The organism is Bacteroidota bacterium, from assembly GCA_039821555.1.
Lineage (GTDB): Bacteria > Bacteroidota > Rhodothermia > Rhodothermales > Rubricoccaceae > JBCBEX01.
Genome location: JBCBNX010000008.1, coordinates 72,816 through 94,347, shown reverse-complemented (window position 1 = coordinate 94,347; position 21,532 = coordinate 72,816). Strand labels below are relative to the sequence as shown.

13 protein-coding genes and 2 tRNA genes are annotated in these 21,532 nt (G+C 67.9%); 10 read left to right on the top strand and 5 right to left on the bottom strand.

All coding sequences use genetic code 11. The annotated features are described in order from the left end of the window. The 3 genes from AAFU51_11160 to gap form a co-directional block, all read right to left on the bottom strand. A tRNA-Gly gene (locus AAFU51_11160) sits at positions 1-73 on the bottom strand. Between the two features lie 94 nt (positions 74-167). Then, on the bottom strand, positions 168-1,370 hold the full coding sequence (locus AAFU51_11155; GenBank protein MEO1571816.1) for a phosphoglycerate kinase: 1,203 nt from the start codon (positions 1,368-1,370) through the stop codon (positions 168-170). A gap of 108 nt (positions 1,371-1,478) precedes the next feature. Then, a complete protein-coding gene (gene gap, locus AAFU51_11150) occupies positions 1,479-2,498 on the bottom strand; it encodes a type I glyceraldehyde-3-phosphate dehydrogenase (GenBank protein ID MEO1571815.1) in 1,020 nt (339 codons plus the stop codon). A 321-nt stretch (positions 2,499-2,819) separates the two neighbouring features. Here gap and AAFU51_11145 point away from each other — a divergent pair, with 321 nt between their 5' ends. The 5 genes from AAFU51_11145 to ppk1 all read left to right on the top strand — a co-directional run bounded on the left by AAFU51_11145 (position 2,820) and on the right by ppk1 (position 8,233). Beyond that, positions 2,820-3,512: a tetratricopeptide repeat protein gene (locus tag AAFU51_11145; protein ID MEO1571814.1), complete on the top strand. Its 693-nt coding sequence runs from the start codon at positions 2,820-2,822 to the stop codon at positions 3,510-3,512. A 96-nt stretch (positions 3,513-3,608) separates the two neighbouring features. Next, on the top strand, positions 3,609-4,991 hold the full coding sequence (locus AAFU51_11140) for a sigma-54 dependent transcriptional regulator (protein ID MEO1571813.1): 1,383 nt from the start codon (positions 3,609-3,611) through the stop codon (positions 4,989-4,991). A 112-nt stretch (positions 4,992-5,103) separates the two neighbouring features. Continuing rightward, positions 5,104-5,826, top strand: a complete 723-nt coding sequence (locus AAFU51_11135; protein MEO1571812.1) for an ABC transporter ATP-binding protein — start codon at positions 5,104-5,106, stop codon at positions 5,824-5,826. A gap of 73 nt (positions 5,827-5,899) precedes the next feature. Next, a tRNA-Arg gene (locus AAFU51_11130) sits at positions 5,900-5,972 on the top strand. A gap of 110 nt (positions 5,973-6,082) precedes the next feature. Beyond that, on the top strand, positions 6,083-8,233 hold the full coding sequence (gene ppk1, locus AAFU51_11125) for a polyphosphate kinase 1 (GenBank protein ID MEO1571811.1): 2,151 nt from the start codon (positions 6,083-6,085) through the stop codon (positions 8,231-8,233). Positions 8,234-8,242: 9 nt separating this feature from the next. Here ppk1 and cls read toward each other — a convergent pair whose 3' ends face one another. Further along, positions 8,243-9,688 carry a cardiolipin synthase gene (gene cls / locus AAFU51_11120; protein ID MEO1571810.1) on the bottom strand — a complete coding sequence of 482 codons (1,446 nt, stop codon included), beginning with the start codon at positions 9,686-9,688 and terminating at the stop codon, positions 8,243-8,245. A gap of 121 nt (positions 9,689-9,809) precedes the next feature. On the opposite strand from cls, the gene AAFU51_11115 reads away from it, so the two are divergent. Both AAFU51_11115 and AAFU51_11110 read left to right on the top strand, forming a co-directional pair. Continuing rightward, positions 9,810-11,888: an MFS transporter gene (locus AAFU51_11115; protein MEO1571809.1), complete on the top strand. Its 2,079-nt coding sequence runs from the start codon at positions 9,810-9,812 to the stop codon at positions 11,886-11,888. A gap of 331 nt (positions 11,889-12,219) precedes the next feature. After that, positions 12,220-13,152 carry a GNAT family N-acetyltransferase gene (locus AAFU51_11110; GenBank protein ID MEO1571808.1) on the top strand — a complete coding sequence of 311 codons (933 nt, stop codon included), beginning with the start codon at positions 12,220-12,222 and terminating at the stop codon, positions 13,150-13,152. A gap of 173 nt (positions 13,153-13,325) precedes the next feature. Here AAFU51_11110 and AAFU51_11105 read toward each other — a convergent pair whose 3' ends face one another. After that, positions 13,326-16,376: a fibronectin type III domain-containing protein gene (locus AAFU51_11105; GenBank protein MEO1571807.1), complete on the bottom strand. Its 3,051-nt coding sequence runs from the start codon at positions 16,374-16,376 to the stop codon at positions 13,326-13,328. A 112-nt stretch (positions 16,377-16,488) separates the two neighbouring features. Here AAFU51_11105 and AAFU51_11100 point away from each other — a divergent pair, with 112 nt between their 5' ends. The 3 genes from AAFU51_11100 to nagB all read left to right on the top strand — a co-directional run bounded on the left by AAFU51_11100 (position 16,489) and on the right by nagB (position 21,529). Further along, positions 16,489-18,228, top strand: a complete 1,740-nt coding sequence (locus tag AAFU51_11100; protein ID MEO1571806.1) for a glycoside hydrolase family 3 N-terminal domain-containing protein — start codon at positions 16,489-16,491, stop codon at positions 18,226-18,228. Positions 18,229-18,245: 17 nt separating this feature from the next. Next, positions 18,246-19,463 carry a serine hydrolase gene (locus tag AAFU51_11095; protein ID MEO1571805.1) on the top strand — a complete coding sequence of 406 codons (1,218 nt, stop codon included), beginning with the start codon at positions 18,246-18,248 and terminating at the stop codon, positions 19,461-19,463. A 131-nt stretch (positions 19,464-19,594) separates the two neighbouring features. Further along, positions 19,595-21,529, top strand: coding sequence for a glucosamine-6-phosphate deaminase (gene nagB, locus AAFU51_11090; GenBank protein MEO1571804.1), 1,935 nt, complete (start codon positions 19,595-19,597; stop codon positions 21,527-21,529). Positions 21,530-21,532: the final 3 nt, after the last annotated feature.

Genomic DNA, 21,532 nt, shown 5'->3' with positions numbered 1-21,532 from the left:
AGCGGGAAACCGGACTCGAACCGGCGACCTTCTGCATGGCAAGCAGATGCTCTACCAACTGAGCTATTCCCGCGAAGGGCACCCAACATACGAAGCCGAAGCGGGGGCTGTCAACGCGTGGCAGAATCCCAGCCGGTGAACATTTGGTGCGGGCGTACGCCGCAACGCTACACCTTCTCCGTGAGCGCGGCGATGCCGGGGAGCGTCTTGCCTTCGAGCAGTTCCAGCATCGCGCCGCCGCCGGTGGAGACGTGGCTCACGTCGTCGTCGAGGTTGGCTTGCGAGATGGCCGCCACGGAGTCGCCGCCGCCGACGACCGTGAGCGCGCCGCGCCGGTTCGTGGCCTGGGCGAGTGCTTTCGCGACGGCGAGCGTGCCTGCGGCGTAGTTGCTCATCTCGAAGACGCCCATCGGGCCGTTCCAGATGACCGTCTTGGCCTCGGCGAGGACGCCCTCGTAGCGCTGCACCGTCTTCGGGCCAATGTCGAGGCCCATCCAGCCGTCGGGGATGTTGCCCATGACCGTCTCGTGCGCGGCGTCGTTGGAGAAGCCGTCGGCGATGACGTGGTCGGTCGGGATGAGTAGCGTGTCGCCGTGCGCGTCGAGAAGTGCCTTGGCCCGCTCCACCCAGTCTTCCTCCACGAGCGAGGTGCCTGTCGTGTGGCCCTGGGCGCGGAGGAACGTGTAGGCCATCGCGCCGCCGATGAGCAGCGTGTCGACCTTCTCGACCAGCGCCTCGATCACACCAATCTTGTCCGACACCTTCGCGCCGCCGATGATGCCCACGAAGGGGCGGCCTGGCTCAGCGAGCGCTTCGGAGAGGAACTCGACCTCTTTGGCGAGAAGCAGCCCCATTGCAGCGTGCCCACCCTTGGCTTCCATCGCCTCGGCGACGCCCGTCGTGGACGCATGCGCGCGGTGTGCCGAGCCAAAGGCGTCGTTGACGTACTCGTCGCCGAGCTTCGCCAGTTGCGCGGCGAGGGCGCTGTCGTTCTTCTTCTCGCCCGCGAGGAAGCGGGTATTTTCGAGCAGCACGATGCTGCCGTCCCGAGCACCTGCCACGCACGCCTCGGCCTCAGCGCCGACGGTGCTCGTGCAGAAGATCACACGAATGCCCATTAGCAACTCGTCGAGGTGAGCGCCGACGGCCTGGAGGCTGTAGGCGGGGTCCGGCTCGCCCTTTGGGCGCCCGAGGTGGCTCATCAGCACGGGCGTAGCTCCGGCGTCGAGGAGCGTGCGGAGCGTCGGGAGGGCCGCCCGCACGCGGGTGTCGTCGGCCACCTGCCCGTGATCGTTGAGCGGGACGTTGAAGTCCACGCGGACGAGCACGCGCTTGCCCGCGAAGTCGAGGTCGGAGAGGGCGAGCTTCATAGGTCTGGGGGTGTGAACGTGTGAACGTGTGAAGGTGGGCGTGGCGGCGACGAAGGGTCACCTGCACACGTGGGCACCTCCACACGTCCATACCGAGCGCAGCGAGGGTTACGCGAGGCCGCTGAGCTCCGCGAACTTCTTGGCGACATCCACGGTGCGGTTGGAATAGCCCCACTCGTTGTCGTACCAGCCGACGACCTTGATGAGGGTCCCATCCGCCTGCGTCGAGAGGCTGTCCACGATGCACGAGTGCGGGTTGTGGACGATGTCGATGGAGACGAGCGGCTCCTCGCTGTACTCCATGATGCCGTTGAGCGGGCCGTCCGCTGCTGCCTTCAGCGCGGCGTTGACATCCTCGACGGTGGCTTCTGTCTTGAGGACGGCGGTGAGGTCGGTCAGCGAGCCGTCCGGCGTCGGGACGCGGAGAGCGAAGCCGTCGAGCTTGCCCTGCAGCTGCGGAAGCACGAGCCCGACGGCCTTCGCAGCGCCGGTCGTCGTCGGGATGATCGAGAGCGCGGCGGCGCGAGCGCGGCGGAGGTCCTTGTGCGGCGCGTCCTGGATGCGCTGGTCCGACGTGTAGGCGTGGACCGTCGTCATGAAGCCCTTCTCCAAGCCGAAGGCGTCGTCGAGCACCTTCGCCATCGGGGCGAGGCAGTTGGTGGTGCACGAGGCGTTCGAGATCACCTCCATGTCGGCGGTGAGCACGTCGTCGTTGACGCCGAGCACGACGGTCGCGTCGATCTTGCCCGAGGCGGGGGCGGAGATGACGACCTTCTTGGCGCCGGCTTCGAGGTGCAGGGCTGCCTTGTCGCGGGTGCGGAAGATGCCCGTCGACTCGATCACGACGTCGCAGCCGAGGTCGCCCCAGGGGAGGTCGGCGGGGTTGCGCTCGGAGAAGACCTTGAAGCGGTCGCCGTCGATCTGGAGATGGTCGTCGCCCCAGGTGCTCACCTGGCCGGGGTAGCGGCCGTGAACGGAGTCGTACTTGAAGAGGTGGGCGAGCGTGCCGGCGTCGGTGAGGTCGTTCACCGCGACGATGTCGAAGGCATCGTCCTGGCGCTCCAGGATGCTGCGAAAGACGAGGCGCCCGATGCGCCCGAAGCCGTTGATGCCGAGTCGGATAGCCATAGGAGTGAGGCAGTCGATGAGAGGACGGGGGGACCGAAATGGTGGTGGAATCTAACCTATCCGGTCCCCTCGACATTCCGGAATGAATTGCAGGCGAAGTGGCGAGCGAAGCGCTTCCAGTGCCATGAAGACGCAGCGAATCAGGCGTAGGCACCAACGATCCACGCGCATTTCAATTGTCTACGATGGTGGGCACCTTGGCGACAACGTACCTTTGTCAGCTATCCGCTTTTCAAAGAAGAGGCTCGGTCGGCCCACCTCGCGCGCACGGTGCTGCGCGGACGCCCCACCTCGGATCTGTTGCCACCCGAAACCATGAGCATGCTCAAGCCGCCGAAGTCGGCGACCACCTCCCGCACGGAGCCCCAAGGGGACGCGTTGACGTCGGCCTACGCGACGTCGTGGAGTTTCTGGGACCAGTACAAGAACCTCATCCTCGGCCTCGGCATCGCCGTGGTGGTGATCGGGCTGGCCTCGTTCGCCTACGCCGCCTGGCGTGGCAGCCAGGACCAGGAGGCTGCGAAGCTCCTCGGCAGCGCGCTGACGGCCTACGAGGCGGGCGAGTACGCCGAGGCGATTGAAGGCACCCTCGAAGAGCCGGGCCTGCTCGCCATCGCCGAGGACTACGGCGCGACGCCGACGGGCAACCTCGCCACGTTCTACGCCGCCGACGCGCTCATGCAGCTGGAGCGCTACGACGAGGCCCTCGACTACTTTGGGCGCTTCGACGCCGACGACGACATCATTGGCGCGAGTGCGCTCGCAGGCGAAGCCGCCATCTATGAGCAGCAGGGCGATACCGAGCAGGCGGCCCGCCTCTACCGCCGTGCCGCCGAGGCTTACGAGGGCGTGTCCGCCCCGGACTACCTTCTCGCTGCTGCGCGCAACTACGAGGCACTCGGCGACCTCGACGCGGCCGCGAGTGCGTACGACGCCATCGAAACGCTGTACGAGGACTCGCCCGCCGCCGCCAACCTCGGCTTCTACCGCGCTCGCCTCGCCTCGATGCGCTAGCGCTTGCTGCGCTACTACCATGAGCCGGGGAGCCGGAGCCACGGCGAACCGGCGCGCTCTTGCTCTCGCCGTCTCCTCGCCCCGTTTCCCCGTCTCATGGCCAAGATTCTCATCGCCGACGACGAAGCGCCGATCCGCCGCACGCTGCGCGACATCCTCGAATACGAGGGCTACGACATCGAGGAGGCGGCCGACGGCGCCGAGGCGCTCAAGCTGGCGAAGACGGGTGAGCACGACCTGATGCTGCTCGACATCAAGATGCCGAAGCGCGACGGCATGGAGGTGCTCGAAACGCTCAGCAGCACTGACCTCGGCCTCCCGGTTGTGATGATCTCGGGGCACGGTACCGTCGAGACCGCTGTGGAGGCGACCCGGCTCGGCGCGGTCGACTTCATCGAGAAGCCGCCGGACCTCAATCGCCTCCTGGTCACGGTCCGCAGCGCGCTCGAAAAGAGCCAGCTCGAAACCGAGAACAAGCGCCTGCGCCAGGCCGTCGCCGACGTCTCCCACGACGAACTCACGCCCATCATCGGCGAGAGCCAGGCCATCCTGCACATCACCGGCACGATCGAGCGGGTCGCGCCGACCGAGGCCCGCGTGCTGATCACGGGCGAGGCTGGCACAGGAAAAGAGCTCGTCGCACGCTGGATCCACCACCAGTCGGCCCGCAGCGAGGGGCCGCTCGTGGAGGTCAACTGCGCCGCCATTCCGAGCGAACTCATCGAGAGCGAGCTCTTCGGCCACGAGAAAGGGGCCTTCACTGGCGCGACAAAGCAGCGCGTTGGCAAATTCGAGCAAGCCGACGGCGGGACGCTCTTCCTCGACGAGATCGGCGACATGTCGCTCGACGCGCAGGCCAAGGTGCTGCGCGCGCTCCAGGAGAGCCGCATCACCCGCGTCGGCGGCGACCGCATGATCCCGGTCAACGTCCGGGTGGTGGCAGCCACGAACAAGAACCTCCTCGAAGCCATCGACGGGCAGCAGTTCCGCGAAGACCTCTACCATCGCCTCTCGGTCATCCTGATCCACGTGCCGCCGCTGCGCGAGCGCCGGGGCGACATCCCCGCCATCGCCGAGCACATCCTCCGCCGGGTGGCGCTCCAGAACGGCATGATGGGCCGCTCCTTCAGCCGCGACGCCCTCGACCGCCTCCGCACGCTCGACTGGCGCGGCAACGTCCGCGAACTGCGCAACGTCGTCGAGCGCCTGCTCATCCTGTCCGAGGGCAGCGCGATTGGCGTCGCCGACGTGGACCGCTTCGTCAACCCCGGCGGCTCCGGCGGCGACCCGATGGCGGGCCTGCTTGACCAATACGACCAGTTCTCGGAGTTCCGCGACATGGCCGAGAAGCTCTTCATCGAGCGTAAGCTGGAGCAGTTCGGCTGGAACATCTCGCGCACGGCTGAGAGCATCGGCATCCAGCGCTCGCACCTCTACAACAAGCTCGCGAAGTACAACATCGAGCGGCAGGACGGGTAGCGGCGGTGTGCACGTGTGACGGTGTGAACGTATGAACGTGGACGACGCAGCCCAGCCTGACGAGGAGGTGGGCGAGGGGGAAGCCTCGACGCCTGACCTTGGACCCAAGACGCTGCTGAGAGCGCGCGGCCTCACCAAGTCGTATCCGACTGCTAAGGGCCCGCTGACGGTGCTCGACGGCGTGGACCTCGACGTGCGGCGGGGCGAGTTCGTCGCGATCGTGGGCGAGAGCGGGACCGGCAAGAGCACGCTGCTGCACCTCCTCGGCGCGCTCGACCGGCCGACGAGCGGGCGCGTGAGCTACACGGACCGCACGGGCCGCGAGACCGACGTGTTCGCCTACGACGACGAGGCGCTCGCCAGCTTCCGCGGGCGCGAGATCGGCTTCGTCTTCCAGTTCCACCACCTGCTGCCCGAGTTCTCGGCGCTGGAAAACGTGGCGATGCCCGCGCTCATCCAGCGCACATCGGCGGCGCAGGCCCACGAGCGGGCTGGGTCACTGCTCGCGTCGATGGGGCTCGCCGACCGTACGGATCATCGCCCTGCGCAGTTGTCCGGGGGGGAGCGGCAGCGCGTGGCCATTGCTCGTGCGCTCATGAACCAGCCCGGCCTCGTCCTCGCCGACGAGCCGACGGGCAACCTCGACACCAAGACCGCCGACGCGCTCCACAACGAACTGCGGGCCCTGAGCCGCGAGCAGGGGCAGGCGTTCGTAATCGTGACGCATAACCCCGCGCTGGCCGCGCTCGCTGACCGCGTGCTCACGCTCGAAGACGGCCGGCTCTCAGACAACGGCGCGTCCTACACCGACAACGCCTTGGACGAAGATGCCTGAGTGGGAACGGTCGGGCAGAGCGGGGGCGCCGTATCTTCCCGCCGCTCGTGCGCGACCGCGCCCGTGACGAAGGGCCCCTGTAGCTCAACAGGATAGAGCTACGGCCTCCTAAGCCGTAGATCCAGGTTCGAGTCCTGGCGGGGGTACACCAAGCAGGGCGTTTACGGAAGCATAACAGCGTGACGCAAACCGCAAGGCGCCGCGCGGCATTGCTGCAAATCGCTCTCGGTTCCCCCTCGTGTCTGTTCCTCGCGCCATGACGACCACCGCTTCCACGGCTGCGCCTGCTTTCGACCGCGAACTGTCGTGGCTTCAGTTCAACGCCCGGGTGTTGCAGGAAGCTGAGGACGAGCGCACCCCGCTCTTCGACCGGCTCTTCTTCCTATCGGTCTGGTCGTCCAACCTCGACGAGTTTTTCCGGGTGCGCGTGGCCTCACTCCGCACTCGATTGCGGCTCGGCGACACGACAGGGCGGGGGCACACCAAGGCCGACCCGGCACGGCTGCTCCGCGCCATCTACGCGCGCGTCACCGAGCAGCAGGACCGCTTCGGACGCATCCTGCGCGGGACGCTGCTCCCCGCCCTCGAAGCCGAGGGGATCGCGCTATTGGGAGAACGACACCTCTCGGAGAAGCAACGTTTGTTCCTAGAGCGCTATTCCGACGAGCACGTGCGGGCGCTGCTCGACCCCGTCGTGTTGACACCTGGCACGTCCAGCGCTTCGAAGAACGGCAACCCGCCGTTCTTGGTCAACAACCGACTCTACCTCGTCGTTGAGTTGTGGGCGACTGGCGTCGGGGCTGGGCCGGAGTATGGCCTCGTCAACGTGCCGAGCCCGCAACTCGACCGGTTCGTGGAGCTTCCGGCTGACCCCGTGGCGGACCACGAGCTTGCCCGACTACCGCATCCCGTGCTGTTCCTGGACGATGTGGTTCGAGCCGCGCTGCCCGACCTGTTTCCAGACCACGAAGTCGGAGCAGCTTACGCGATCAAGCTCTCGCGGGACGCCGAGTTGGTCTATCAGGACAGCCACGACGCCTTCGACGAGGACGAGGCGGTCTTCCGGAGTCAGGTTGAAGCCGCGCTTGCCAAGCGGGACTTCGGCATCCCCTCGCGCTTCCTCTACGATGCGCAGGCCCCGTTTGCGCTCCTCGCCTTCCTGAAAGAGCGGTTCCATCTCGAAGACGAGGACCTCGTGCCGGGAGGGCGGACCCACAACCTCTCCGACCTCGCCGACTTTCCCCGGTTCGGACGCGACGACCTGCGCTTTGCGCCTCAGCCGCCGCTCGCGCACCCCGTACTCACCAACGCGGCGTCGATCCTGGAGGCGGTCCGCGAGCGCGATCACCTCATACACCCGCCGTATCAGTCGTTCCAGCCGGTCGTCCGGTTCGTGGAAGAGGCCGCGGCCGACCCCGCCGTCACCGACCTCTGGATCACGCTCTACCGCGCCGCTGACGACTCGGCCATGGTGCAGGCGCTCCTGCGGGCTGCCGAGCGAGGCAAGCGCGTCCACGCCTGCATCGAGATCATGGCGCGCTTCGACGAGGCGCCGAACCTCAAGTGGGCCACTGCGCTCGAAGCGGCTGGCGCGACGGTCCGCTATTCGTATCCAGGTCTCAAGGTGCACGCCAAGCTGATGTTGGCCGCGCGCCAGGAGCATGGCCGCACGCGGCACTACGCCTACCTCGGCACCGGCAACCTCAACGAGAAAACGGCACGCGTCTATGCCGACCACGGCCTGCTCACCGCCGACGCACGCCTCACGGACGACGTGCGCAAGGTCTTTGGCTTCCTGATGCAGGAAGACGGCTATGAAGCGCCGACCTACGCCACGCTTCTCGTCGCCCCGACCTTGCTGCGGCCGGGGTTCGAGGCCCTCGTCGACCACGAGGTTGCGGAGGCCCGGGCCGGGCGGCGCGGGCACATGGTATTGAAGATGAACGCCCTCGAAGATGCCGCGATGGTCGAACGGCTCTACGACGCGAGCCAGGCGGGCGTCGAGGTCGAACTCATCTGCCGTGGGCTCACGGTGGCTTGCGCGGGCGTGCCGGGCGTGAGCGAGCACATCCAGGCGCGGAGCATCGTCGGGCGCTACCTGGAGCACGCCCGCGTCTACGACTTCCACCACGGCGGCGACCGCCAACTCTACCTCGCCTCCGCCGACTGGATGCACCGCAACCTAAGCCGCCGCGTCGAAGTCGCCTTCCCGATCCTCGACCCACACTGCCAGGGCGAACTGCGCACGCTCCTCGACTTTCAGCGGCAGGACACCGCGAAGGCGCGCTACCTCGACGCGGCGCAGCGCAACCGCTACGTCGACAGCGACGGCGCCTTACCCTTCGACGCCCAGGTGGAAACCTACCGCTGGCTGCAGGGCCTTCTGGCTACGGCTACGGGGAGCTAAGGCGGATCCTCACAGGATCGGCTCCAGCAGCCGCGAGGCGCGGATGCCGAGGTGGAAGTAGAATGGCCGAGCGTCCAGGTCCTCGACCGTCGCGCGGGTGCTCTGGGCGAAGTCGTCGTCGAGCATGGCCGCGACCTCGGTCGCGAAGTCGGCGTCGGCGAAGAGCAGCGTCAACTCGAAGTTGAGCCGGAACGAGCGGTTGTCGAAGTTGGCCGTTCCCACGGCCGCGAAGTCGCTGTCCACGACGCAGACCTTCTGGTGGGCGAAGCACGGCTCGTAGAAGAACAGCTTCGCCCCGGCCTCGTCCAGCGGTTTGAGGTAGGCATAGTGCACGAAGTCGAACACCGTGTGGTCGGCCCGGCGCGGGACGAGCACGCGCACGTCCACGCCGCGGAGCGCCGCAAGCTGCAGCGACGCCAGAACGCCGCCGTCCGGGACGAAGTAGGGCGTGGCAATCCAGACGCGCTCCTCCGCCGACTGGATCGCGTGGGCGTAGAACAGGCCGCACGTCTCGACGGGGTCCGCCGGGCCGGTGGCGAGCACGAGCGCGTGGCGGTCCTCGGCGCATGGCGATGGCTCCCATGGCAGGTCGAGCACGTCGCCCGTAGACCAGTACCAGTCGCGCACGAACGAGAGCTGCACGCCCTGAACTGTCGGGCCGGTGAGGGCGAGGTGCGTGTCCCGCCACTGGGGATACTTCTCGGTGTGCCCGAGGTACTCGTCCGCCACGTTGAGGCCACCCGCGAACGCCTCGCGCCCGTCCACGACGACGATCTTGCGGTGGTTGCGGAAGTTGAGCCGGAGCCGCCCGAGCCAGGCCCGCCGCCCGCTGAACGGCGTCACGTGGACGCCCGCGTTTGCAAGCGTCCGCCCGTAGCTGCGAGGCAGCGCGTAGCTCCCGACGTCATCGTACACGAAGTAAACCTGCACCCCGCGCTCAGCCGCGCGGATCAGCGCCTGCTGGAAGCGTCCGCCGATGGTGTCGTCGGCGACGGTGTAGTACTGTGCCAGCACATAGTCCTCGGCGCGGTCGATGGCGCTCAAAATCGCGTCGAAGGTGGCCTCGCCGTCGATGAGCAGGCGCGCCCCGTTGCCTCGGGTAAAGGGCAGCGTGGCGAGGTCGCGGAAGGCTAGCTCTTCGCCGCGCGGATCGTCCGGTGGCACCGCGTGTTGCTCCCGGACGGCGCTCCGGATCTCGCCGAGTTGCTCTTGGATGTCGCGTTCGAGGTCCTGGAGGGCGTGGACGTAGGCGCCAAACTTGGAATGGCCGAATGTCCAGTAGAGCGGTAGCGTGACGAGCGGCAACGTCAACAGCCCGATCATCCAGCCGAAGGCCCCCTGCGGCGTCCGGGCCGACATGACGGCGTGCAGCGCGCTCACTACGGCCCCGGCGTAGAGGACCGCGGTGGCGCCAGTCCACACCCAGCCAGGCACAGGAAGGTCGACGAAAGGCATGCGAAGGAGGCAAAAGGGCGAGACGCATCCGTTCGACGGAGGCCGACGGCGTGAGGTCCCTCAAGTCAGCACGATGTCAGTCGATCGCCGCGTTTCTAGTACCTTGCCCGGACGCGCCAGCGTGTCGCTTCCCTTGGACCTTTCCCCAGCGCTGCCGATGCAGACCGAGTCCGTTCCACCGACCACGCCGACAGACGCTGACCCTGACCAGACAGGCAACGGGCGCAGCCCGTGGTGGTGGGTGCCGAGCCTCTACTACGCCGAGGGCCTCCCCTACATCGTCGTGATGGTTGTCTCGGTCATCATGTACAAGCGGCTGGGGATCTCGAACACCGAGATCGCGCTCTATACGAGTTGGCTATACTTGCCGTGGGTCATCAAGCCGTTCTGGAGCCCGCTCGTGGACGTGCTCAAGACAAAGCGCTTCTGGACGGTCCTGATGCAGCTCTTCATCGGGGCCGGGCTCGCAGGCGTCGCGCTCACGCTGCCGATGGATGCGTTCTTCCAGTACACGCTGGCGTTCCTCTGGCTGCTCGCCTTTTCCTCGGCCACGCACGACATCGCGGCGGACGGGTTCTACCTCCTGGCCCTCGATGAAGGCGACCAGGCGTGGTACATCGGCATCCGCAGCACCTTCTACCGCGCGGCGATGATCACGGGGCAGGGGCTCCTCATCATCCTCGCTGGCTTCCTCGAAGGCGCGACCGGCCTGCCGCCCGTGGAGGTCAACGTCGAAGCGACGAACGACACGGCCGTGGTCGTGCCCTACACGCCACCGACGGCAGATCCGGACGCGATCCAGCTTGTCCCGACGACGGACGCCCTCACGCTCGAAATCGCGCCCATCGCGCCCGACTCCGCGAGCGCCGTCGTCGCCGCGGCGAAGGCATCGAACGTGGCCGCGGGCTTCTACACCGACGACTCGGCACCCGCGATGAACGACGCGGGCGAGGTCGTGGAGCCGACGTGGTGGCAGCGCACGGTCGTGCTGCCGTTGGAGAGTCTCATCACCACCTACTTCGGCCCTGACGAGGTCGAGGCCGACGCCCGCGCGGGCAACGTTGCGGTGCTTGGCTTCATGCTCTCCGGGCCGCTCCCGGAGGGCGAGACGGCCGTCGTCAACCTCCGTCAGACAGGCGATGCGAGTATCAAGCTCGTAGAAGGCACACGGCTGGAGTTCACAGCCGCCAACTGGGAGACACCCGCACAGGTCGTCGTCCAGCTCGACCCCAAGCTCGACGCGCCAACGACGGGCACCATCGAGGCGCTCTCGGGCAATCTCCCGCTCGCGTGGTCGATCACGTTCTTCGTAATGGCGGGGCTCTTCCTGGCACTCTGGGGGTGGCACCAGGCCGTGCTCCCACGCCCGGCGTCCGACAAGCCCGCCAGCGAAGGCGCGGATGGAGCGGGACTCGTGCAGTACCTCGGCTTCCTCGCCGCGTTCATTCCGCTGCTATTCGTGCTGCTTGTCCCGATGATGGTCTACGGGCTGTTCCGCCCGCGCAGCCGGGGGCCGTGGGGGCCGCTCTTTGCCAAGCTGCCGTTCGCGAGCACGCCCTTCGCGGAGGCCATCGTCTCGTTCTTCCTCAAGCCCGAGATCAGCCTCGCGGTCGCGTTCGTGCTGTTCTACCGCTTCGCCGAGGCGCAGCTCGTCAAGCTCGCAAGCCCCTTCCTGCTCGACAGCACCGAGGCAGGCGGTCTCGCACTCACGACCGGCGAGGTCGGCTTCGTCTACGGCACGATCGGCCTGCTCTTCCTCACACTCGGCGGCATCCTGGGCGGCATCCTCGCTGCGCGCGACGGCCTCAAGCGCTGGCTCTGGCCGATGGTGATCGCGATCAACGTCCCGAACGCGGTCTACCTCTTCCTCGCCGTCGTCCGCCCCGACAGCTTCCTCGTCATCAACATCGCCGTCGCCATCGAGCAGTTCGGCTACGGCTTCGGCTTCACGGCCTTCCTGCTGTATCTGATCTACGTCGCCGAGGGCACGCACAAGACGGCGCACTACGCTATCGGGACGGGCCTCATGGCGCTTGGGATGATGATCCCCGGCATGTTCAGCGGCTGGCTCCAGGAGTTGATCGGCTACGAGGAGTTCTTCGTCTGGGTGCTTATCGCCACGATCCCTAGCTTTCTCGTGACCGCGCTCATCCGCGTGCCGGAGTCGTTCGGGAAAAAGGAGAAAGAGGCTGCGGTGTGAGGGCTCCGATCCTCGATTTGTGTCAGCCTGAGCGCAATCCGCGTAGCGGATGAAGTCGAAGGATCTCTGTATACCTCAAAGCACGGTACGAAGCACAAACGCTGGTACGTAGATCCTGCGACTTTGCCCTGCGACTTTGCCCTGCGACTTTGCCCTGCGACTTTGCCCTGCGACTTTGCCCTGCGACTTTGCCCTGCGACTTTGCCCTGCGACTTTGCCCTGCGACTTCGCCCTGCGACTTCGCCCTGCGACTTCGCCCTGCGACTTCGCCCTGCGACTTCGCCCTGCGGGCTGCGCTCAGGATGACCATGAAAGAGACGGCTCAATCCCCATGACCCTCCGCCCCCTCACGTCAGACAACACCGACGCCGCGCATACGCTCTGGAACACGGTTGCGCGCTATGACCAGCTTCCCCGCGCCGTCTTCGTCGAGAAGGTGTGGGACGACGACGGCGTCACGCCTGCTCTCGCGCTGGCCGCTGAAGTCGATGGCGACCTCGTCGGCTTTGCCGTAGGCGTGATGCGCGAGGCTCCAGATGGGGCAGGAGGCACCGTGACGCGCGGCGTCGTGAAGCTGCTCGCCGTGGACGAGGCGTACCAGCGGCAGGGCATCGGTGCCGCACTCGTGGACGCGCTCGAAGCGGCGATGGTCGCGCGCGGCGCGACGGCGATCCGGCTCGGCGAGTCGCCGCCGAACTATCTCCATCCCGGCCTCGACCCGCGCTACACCCGGGCGCTGCTGCTCTTCGAGAAGCGCGGCTACGAGAAGCTCGCCAACGCGATCCACATGGACGTGGACCTCACGCAAGACCTCGATACGTCTGCCTACGAAGCCAGGCTGCTCGCAGACCACATCACCGTCGCCCGCGCCTGTCTGGATGACGAGCCCGCCGTGATGGCCTTCCTCGATGCCCACTGGCCTGCCTGGAAGGCCGAGATCGGCCGCACCTTCCGCAACGACCCGGTGAGCCTCCACCTCGCGTGGGAGGGCGGCGGCGTGCTCGGGTTCTCGGCGTACGACGCCAACAACATCGGTGCGAGCGCCACCGGCACCGGCTGGTTCGGCCCGATGGGCACGGCCGCCGCAGCGCGTGGTCGCGGTGTCGGAGCCGTTCTCCTGAAGCGCTGCCTCGCCGATATGGCCGCGCAGGGACACGCCGTCTCGACCATCCCGTGGGTTGCGCCCGTCGGCTTCTATGCGCACCACGTCGGCGCGCACATCAGCCGCGTGTTCTACCGCTACGAGAAGCGGGTGGTAGTGTGAACGGCTGCTCTCGGGGGTCTCAGCAGGACGGCGCCCCCTGTTCTCGTCGCCTGCGTTCTAGCGAACTCCGCTCCTCGAACTGTCCCCCTCAGGCTTGAGGGGGACAGTTTTGGATGACGCAGGAGCGTAGCGACTGTCAGCCAAAACGGGGGGAGCCGAGCAAGCAACCCGCCTCACTCCTCGAAAAACCGCAGCACGGCCCGCATCAGCGTGGCGCGTTCGGTTGGCGTGGCGAGCGTCTCGAACGGAACGCCGAGTGTGACGGCGGCGCACGATGGGCCGCGATGGGCCACGCCTGCGCTCATGGTCGACTCGTTGTAGCGGAGCACCGTCGTGCCGAGGCTGTCGGCGGGCTCGAGCGCGTCGGGCGCTTCCACGGCGTAGATGGGCGGGCGGAGGTCGGCGGGGTCGTGGTCCGCGACGAAATCAAGGCGCGTTCGCTTGGGAAGCAGCCTGCCATTGGGTGCGACTAGGCCGCCCGTCGTCGCAGCGTGGTCGGTGCGCCAACGGACGCCGAGCGTCTCGCGCAGGAACGCCGGGCCGGGCGCGTCGGCGGGTTGGCCGGGCGCTGTGTCAGAGCCGACGTAGGCCCCGCTTACGAAGAGGTCGCCGCCCGCCTCGCAGAAGCCAGTCAGCGCAGTGCGAAGCGCGAGTGGCAAGGCCTCGTACTGCAGCGTACGCGGTTGCTCGGGTGGCCTAAACGCGACCGGCCACGGCGTCGTCTTCTGCTCGCCGAGGATCAGGTCGAGCGTGGCAAAGCCGTCCGTGTCGACGAGTCCTGCGGCGAAGGCGTCGGCGCTGGACGAGGCGAACGACCGCCCTGCCTCGCGCAGCGCAGCCCCGTGGACGGCCACGAAGTCGAAGGTGTTGCCGGGTAGCACGGTCGTGGCGAGGTCGTCGTAGCTGGCGCCGTGGCCGGGGTCGTCGTCGTCAGTCCAGGGGCGTGTCCGGTCGAAATTGTGCTGCGCGCCGATGGTGTGCACGTCGACCCCATCGGCAACGCCTGCGTCCTGGCTTCGCATGAAGCCCGCCAGCGTGTCCGCCACGAAGCTTATCGGCGGCGCGATCCGCGTGAAGCCGTTCACGACCAGCACCGGCGGGCCTGTCGCCAGTGAGTCCGCGACGTGCAGCACGGCGACGGCCTCCGACGGCGCGCTCTCGCCGCCTGCGTTGACCGCCGCGACGCGGTAGCTGTGGAGCACGCCGGGTTCGAGGCCCGTGAGGGTGAGCTTCGTGTCTCGAACGAGTTGCCCGTTGTCCCAACCGCTCGTGTCGGGATCGCCAGCGCGCGTGTAGACGATGTAGGCTTCGGGCTCGGCGGTCGGTTCGAGGGGATCGCTCACGGCCCGCCAGCGAAGGGTTACTCCCGATGAGTCCCCGAGGGACGCGGCGAAGTGAGAGGGAGCGAGCGGCTGCACGACGGGGTCGAAGCCATGCTGGACGGCAAGGAAGCGGAGGATCGACTTGTAGATCGCGCGGCTCGCGTCGCGTCGGAAGCGCGGGTCTTGGGCGAAGCGCACGTCGGCGAAGTTGTGGTGCGAGAGCAACTCCAAGAGCGCCGACGGGACGTTCGGACGTGTCGCCTCGCTATAGCGGCGGTCCCACAGCCCGCGCCGCGTCCAGCCGCCGTCGTAGCGCGCGCGGAGGTCGTCCACGAGCTGCGTCTGCATCAGGTCGCCGAGGTCGCGGTTGGCGATCCGCCGCACGCCGTCGGGGAACGTCCACGTCGAGTCGAGCCCGTTCGTGTTGACGATCATCAGCGTGCCGATGGTGCTGTCGGTCTGCGTCTGCCCGGCGTCGGTGTGGAACCCGAGCGCAAGGTCTACGGGGATGCCGAGCCCAGGTGCGTTGCGGTGCCCGACGGGGCCGTAGCCATCGGCCATGTCTCCTACTGCGGGGGCCTGGTTGCCATCGACCGGCGCGCGGAGCCAGTTGACCCACTCGCCGCGGCTCTGGTAGTCGTCGCGGTAGTCGGCGTCAGGCTCGCCGGTGACGTTGTAGACGTACTCCGGCGCGCCCGCGAATTGCTGGTAGTACCGCGCGGCCTCGACGAAGCGGGGTCTTCCACTCGGCGCACCGCCTCGGCTCACATCGCCCATGCCACCGCCGAAACGGACGGCGTCGGCGGAGACGGTGGCACCGCCCGCGCTCGCGTTGGCTGAGAGCGTGACCCCCTCGCGGTCGTCACCGGAGAAGCGGAAGGTGCCGAGGTAGAGCCACGTCCCGCCGCCAATCTGCTGATTGACCGCAAAGCGCGTTTTGCCGCCCGCATGGCGCACGGTATAGGCTGCGCTGGTGGCGCGGTCAGGCGCGTGCTGGTAGCTCACGTACACGGCGAAGTCGTCAGCCACAGCGGGCACGCGCCACCGTGCGATGCGCAGGTCGGCCGTGGCCGTGCGCGAGACGCGGTGGCTACCGAGGGTGAATGGGTTGTCGCCAGGTTCATAGGGCGGCTGGTGCGCGAAGCCGGGCGTCTCCGCGTACCACTCGCCGACGAATTCAAACGGGGCGTCGGGCGAGTCGCCGTCCACGATGGCCATGCGCGGCTGCGGGTCGCGCTCGCGGGGCATGAGCACGGTCGCGCCCGCGCGCTCCAGCATCGGCGCGATGTAGCGCTCGATGAAGGCGTACGGCAGCAGGTCCTCGACGGTCTGGAAGAGCCGCGCCCGCTGCCACTCCCAGCGGTCGAGGCTGGGCTCGTAGTACCACCCGTGGCTCGGCCACAGCGCGATGTGCCGCCCTTCGAGGCCCGCCTCCGGCACCCACGGGCGACTGGCGTTGGTGACGAGTGGGGCAGGGCGGTCCATCGACTTCGCCAGGCGTGTCGAGTCGAGGTCGGCAACATCGCGGTAGGCATTCGGGACGAGTTCGGCGACGTCATAGCGGCCCACCCAGAGGCGGATGGGTGCGTCTGGGAAGAAGGGCGCCAGCGCGTCACGAACGAGGCTGTGCAACGCATCCACATCGTCGGGGCGGAAGGGGCGGTGCGCGAGCGTCGCGTTGAAGCGCACGTCGATGCCGTCATCCGTGACGACGAGCGTGTCGAGCGCCGTCCCGCGTGGAAAGGAGAAGGCGTCGGTGTCAACGATCAGGTTCTCCAGCACGGTCGTCGCAGACGGAGGCGTGACCTCCGGCGGTTCAGTCCTTGGTGACTCGTCAGTACGAGGCTGCGGACCGGCACAACCAGCGAGAAGGAGGACAACGAGGACGAGGCAGGTGCGCATGGCGGACGGCAATTCGGGAGCGATACCAGCCCCATTCTACGCCGCCGCCCTCTACCTTTGTCGCCCGGCCGCACGCCGTCTCCTCGTTCTCTCCGCTCGACGTTCTCCCCCGATGCTGCGTCCGCTCGACGACACCGCCCGCGCCTGGGTTGCGGCCACCCTCGACCGCCTCACGCTGCCCGAGCGCGTCGGGCACCTACTCATGCCGTGGGTGCTCGGCGGCTACACCGCCCGTGACTCCAAGGCGTTCGACCGCGTCGCGCAGTGGGTCGAGGAGGACAGTGTCGGCGGGTTGCTCGTCTCCGTCGGGACGCCGCACAGCTACGCGGCGCTCACGAACGCGGCGCAGGAGCGTGCGACTCAGAATGGCGGCGTACCGCTGCTCGTCGCGTCAGACATGGAGAACGGGACCGGGATGCGGATCGCGCGGAGCTACGCGCTGCCCTACGTGCTCCCGCTCGGCGGCGGCACGCTTTTCCCGCCGATGATGGGCTTCGGCGCGGTTCGAGACAACCCCGAAGCGCTGGTCCAGGAGATGGCCGCGGCGCTTGCCGGGGAGGCGCTGGCCGTGGGCGTCCACATGACGTTCGGGCCGGTCGCGGACGTGAACGTGAACCCGGCCAACCCGATCATCAGCACGCGCGCGTTCGGCGAGGACCCCGAGGCCGTCGGGCGGCTCGCGGCGGCCTACGTACGCGGCGCGAGGCAAGCCGGTCTGCTCACGTGCGGCAAGCACTACCCCGGCCACGGTGATACTGCCGAGGACACGCACCTCGAAACGCCTGTCATCACGCACAGCATGGATCGCCTAGAAGCGGTCGAGTTGCCCCCGTTCCAGCAGGTCATCGACGCGGGCGTGGACGGCATCATGACCGCGCACATCGCCGTCACGGGCGTGGAGGGCGCGGACGCGCCGCCCGCGACGCTCTCTCGCTTCTTTCTCACGGAGGTGCTCCGCGAGCGCATGGGCTTCACCGGGCTCGTCTTCACCGACGCGCTCAACATGGGCGGTGCGGCGAAGGCCTACCCGCCCGGCGAGGTCGGCGTGCGGGCCGTCGAGGCGGGGGCCGACGTGCTCACGTTCCCGCTCAATGTGCGCGCGACACGCAACGCGGTCCTCGCCGCCGTAGCCTCTAGGCGGCTGACGGAAGAACGCATCGAGGCGTCCGTGCAGCGCATCCTCGAAGCGAAGGCCCGCGCCGGACTCCATGTCCGCGATGCCTGCGTGTCGCTCGACGCTGTGGACCGCATCGTGGCGACGCGGGCGCACCATGCGCTCGCCGGCAAGGCGGCGTCCCGAGCCGTCACGCTTGTCCGCGACGAGCACGGTACCGTGCCGCTGCTGGCCGAGCGCCAGCGCGTGCTCTCGGTCACCTACGCCGACGCCGAAGACCTCCCGGCAGGCAACGCGTTCGACGCCGACCTCGCGAAGCGACACGCTGTGACCTCGGTCCGCATGGACGCGCGCGCCAGCGCCGACGAGTTCGCCGCGCTGCGCCAGCAAGCAGCCGACGCCGACGCGGTCGTGGTGGCGATCTACCTCTCGCCGCGCAACTTCAAGGGCTCCGTGGGAGCGAACGACCGGTTCACCGCCTTCGTCAACGAACTCGCGGGGGAGGGCGACTCCGCTCGTCCCAAGCCGTTCGTTGTCGTGTCGTGCGGCAACCCGTACCTCCTGAGCGCCTTCCCGGCCGCGCCCGCCTACCTGCTCGCGTGGGGCGGCGATGTGGTGTGCCAGAAAGCAGCGGCCCGCGCGTTGCTCGGCACCGCCGCGATCACCGGTCGCCTTCCGATCTCGCTGCCGCCCTTCCATCAGCGCGGCGACGGACTAGACCGGGAGGTGCGCCAATGATCCGAGCGAGTTTACTGTTGCTAATCCTGTTCACTGGCTGCGCCGGGTCGAGCCCGGACGCGCTGCGGCTCGCCACAATGGAGGTGCTGGTGCCGGCGCGACCGACTACCGTAGGCATGCACAGCGGGCTCTCGCGGACGCTCGACGCGCTCATCGAGTCGGCGCTGGCCGATAGCGCGGCCTCCGGGGCCGTGCTCGCCGTCGGGCGGCACGGACGCCTCGTCCATCACCGTGTCTATGGCACCGTTGCCTACGCGCACCTCGTTGCCGACCCTGCACGCGTCACGCCCCAGACGCGCTTCGACTTGGCATCGCTCACCAAAGTCGTCGCAACCACCACGGCGGCGATGCTGCTCGAAGAGGGGGGCCAACTCGACCTCGACGCGCGCATCGCGGACTTGCTGCCTGGCTTCGACGACCCTGCCAAGGCTGCGATCACCGTGCGGATGCTGCTCGAACACCGGGGCGGGCTCGAACCGTTCGCGCGGCTCTACGAGGACCTGCGCGGGCGCGACGCCTACCTCGCGGCCATCAACAGCCGACCGCTGCGCCACGAGCCGGGCACGGTCACGCTCTACAGCGACTGGGACCTCGTCTTGCTCCAACTTGTGATCGAGCGCGTCACAGGCCAACCCCTCGACGCCTTCGTGCAGGCACGCATCTTCGCGCCACTCGGGATGACGCGCACCGGGTTTCGCCCGGCGGCATCCGGCGTGCCGCGCCCCGCCATCATCGCGACAGAAGTCGACGCGCAGGGCCGCACCGGGCTCATCCACGGCGAGGTGCACGACCCGAACGCCTGGGCGCTCGGCGGTGTCGCGGGGCACGCTGGGCTTTTCTCGACAGCGCACGACCTCGCCGTCTTCGCGCAGCTGATGCTCAACGGGGGCACCTACAACGGCATCCGCTTGCTTCGTCCGGCGACCGTGGCCCGGTGGACCGCCGTGCAGGGTGCCGCGTCGAGCCGCGCGCTGGGGTGGGATACGCCCAGTGGGGCCTTGTCGTCGGGGCGCTACTTTGGGCCGCGCGCGTTCGGACACACCGGCTACACCGGCACGTCGCTCTGGATCGACCCCGACCGGGGACTCTTCGTGGTGCTGCTGACCAACCGCGTGCACCCGACGAGCGCTAATCGCAAGCATATTGGGTTGCGCCGAGCCGTGTCCGACGCCGTGCAGGCAGCGATCCTCGACGCCCCGCGCATCGACTGGGAAGCACGGCGGTCGGGACTGTAGGACGGACCCTCACAGGGTGCAGCCTTGCCCAAAAAGGAAGCGGTTCCAAGCATGTAGCCGGTGCGAATGGGGCCAGCCGAGGTCGTACGTTGAAGACTCAGACCTTGTATTCACAGCCCAACCCTCCCCCCATGGTACACGCTAGCGCCGCGACCCGCGAGGAGCGCGTCCCCGTCGTCATCGCCGAGCACGACGAGATCGCCCGCCTGGTCGCGAACCGCATCGCTGAGGTGATCGCCGAGGCGCGCACCGCCGGCAAGACGCCTGTGCTCGGCCTCGCGACCGGCTCGACGCCGATCGGCATCTACCGCGAACTGATCCGCCTTCACCGCGAGGGCGGCCTCGACTTCTCCGACGTAGTCTCGTTCAACCTCGACGAGTACTATCCCATGGACCCGGAGAGCATCCACAGCTACCACCGGTACATGTGGGAAAACCTCTTCAGCCACATCAACATCCAGCGGGAGAACGTGCACGTACCGCTCGGCGACATCCCGCGCGAAGAGGTCGAAGCGCACGTCGAGGACTACGAGCGGCAGATCGAGGCGCTCGGCGGCATCGACTTCCAGATCCTCGGGATCGGCAAGACGGGCCACATCGGCTTCAACGAGCCGGGCTCTGGCGCGATGAGCCGGACGCGCCTGATCGCGCTGGACACAATCACCCGCAAGGACGCCGCGAGCGACTTCTTCGGCGAGGAGAACGTCCCCGCTCAGGCTATCACGATGGGCGTGGCCTCCATCCTCGATGCGCGCGAGGTCGTGCTCATCGCCACGGGCGAGCACAAGGCGCCGATCGTGAAGCGCTCCGTGGAGGGTGACATCAGCCGCGACGTGGCGGCGACGTACCTCCAGAACCACCCTAACGCGACCTGCTACCTCGACCCGGCCGCGTCCGCCGAACTGACGCGCGTCAAGACGCCGTGGGTCGTGGGCGAGGTCGAGTGGACGCCCAAGATGGAGCTCGAAGCCGTGATCTGGCTGAGCCAGACCGCCGGGAAGTCGATCCTCCGTCTCGACGACATCGACTACCGCGAGCATCACCTCGCCGGGCTCCTTGCCCGCTACGGGTCCGCCGGGCCCATCAACGGCGACGCCTTTAACGCGCTCATCGCCAAGATCCGCGGTAAGAGCAAGCTGCCCCACGACAAGCGCATCATCGTCTTCTCGCCCCACCCGGATGACGACGTGATCTCGATGGGCGGCATCCTCAACAAGCTGCACCACAACGACAACGACGTCATCGTTGCTTACCAGACCTCGGGCAACATCGCGGTGTTCGACCACGAGGTGCGCCGCTACCTCGACCTGATGCGCCGCGTCGAGATGGCGTTCGACTTCGAGAACTCGCGCGTCTCGCGGCTCGTCGAGAAGATGGAAGCCTTCCTCGACCGCAAGAAGCCCGCGCAGATGGACTCGCCCGAGGTCCAGGAAATGAAGCGCGTCATCCGTGAGGCGGAGGCGGTATCCGGCATCGAGACGTTCGGCATGAAGCGCGGCCAGGCCCGTTTCCTCAACCTGCCGTTCTACCAGACGGGCAAGGTGCGCAAGGACCCCATCGGCACGCAGGACGTCGAGATCACACTGGACCTGCTCAACGAGCACCAGCCCGACCTGATCTTTGCCGCGGGCGACCTGTCCGACCCGCACGGCACCCACCGGATGTGCCTCCAGGCCATCCATGAGGCGTTGGACCTCTACGAGGGGCCGGCGCCCCAGGTGTGGTACTACCGCGGCGCGTGGCAGGAGTGGTCCGTCGCCGAGGCCGACGTGCTCGTCCCGCTCTCACGCGAGGAGCTACGGCTAAAGATCCAGGCCATCTTCAAGCACCAGTCCCAGAAGGACTCGGCGCCGTTCCCCGGCCTGGACGACCGCGAGTTCTGGCAGCGCGTGGAGGCTCGGAACACGGGCACAGCCGATTTGGTGGACCAGCTCGGGCTGCCGGCGTACTACGCGATGGAGAGCTACGTCGTCCGCCAGGGCGGCCACCCGCTCAAGCAGGAGGCCGTGTCCACGAGCGCGCTGGCTCAAGCGCCCGCGCGCGAGCTCGAACTAGCTGAAGCGTAACCG

What these genes read in the sequence shown, in the direction of transcription:
- AAFU51_11155 (MEO1571816.1), bottom strand. Translation starts at nt 1,370, where the DNA reads ATGAAGCTCGCCCTCTCCGACCTCGACTTCGCGGGCAAGCGCGTGCTC.
- gap (MEO1571815.1), bottom strand. Translation starts at nt 2,498, where the DNA reads ATGGCTATCCGACTCGGCATCAACGGCTTCGGGCGCATCGGGCGCCTC.
- AAFU51_11145 (MEO1571814.1), top strand. Translation starts at nt 2,820, where the DNA reads ATGCTCAAGCCGCCGAAGTCGGCGACCACCTCCCGCACGGAGCCCCAA.
- AAFU51_11140 (MEO1571813.1), top strand. Translation starts at nt 3,609, where the DNA reads ATGGCCAAGATTCTCATCGCCGACGACGAAGCGCCGATCCGCCGCACG.
- ppk1 (MEO1571811.1), top strand. Translation starts at nt 6,083, where the DNA reads ATGACGACCACCGCTTCCACGGCTGCGCCTGCTTTCGACCGCGAACTG.
- cls (MEO1571810.1), bottom strand. Translation starts at nt 9,688, where the DNA reads ATGCCTTTCGTCGACCTTCCTGTGCCTGGCTGGGTGTGGACTGGCGCC.
- AAFU51_11110 (MEO1571808.1), top strand. Translation starts at nt 12,220, where the DNA reads ATGACCCTCCGCCCCCTCACGTCAGACAACACCGACGCCGCGCATACG.
- AAFU51_11105 (MEO1571807.1), bottom strand. Translation starts at nt 16,376, where the DNA reads ATGCGCACCTGCCTCGTCCTCGTTGTCCTCCTTCTCGCTGGTTGTGCC.
- AAFU51_11100 (MEO1571806.1), top strand. Translation starts at nt 16,489, where the DNA reads ATGCTGCGTCCGCTCGACGACACCGCCCGCGCCTGGGTTGCGGCCACC.
- nagB (MEO1571804.1), top strand. Translation starts at nt 19,595, where the DNA reads ATGGTACACGCTAGCGCCGCGACCCGCGAGGAGCGCGTCCCCGTCGTC.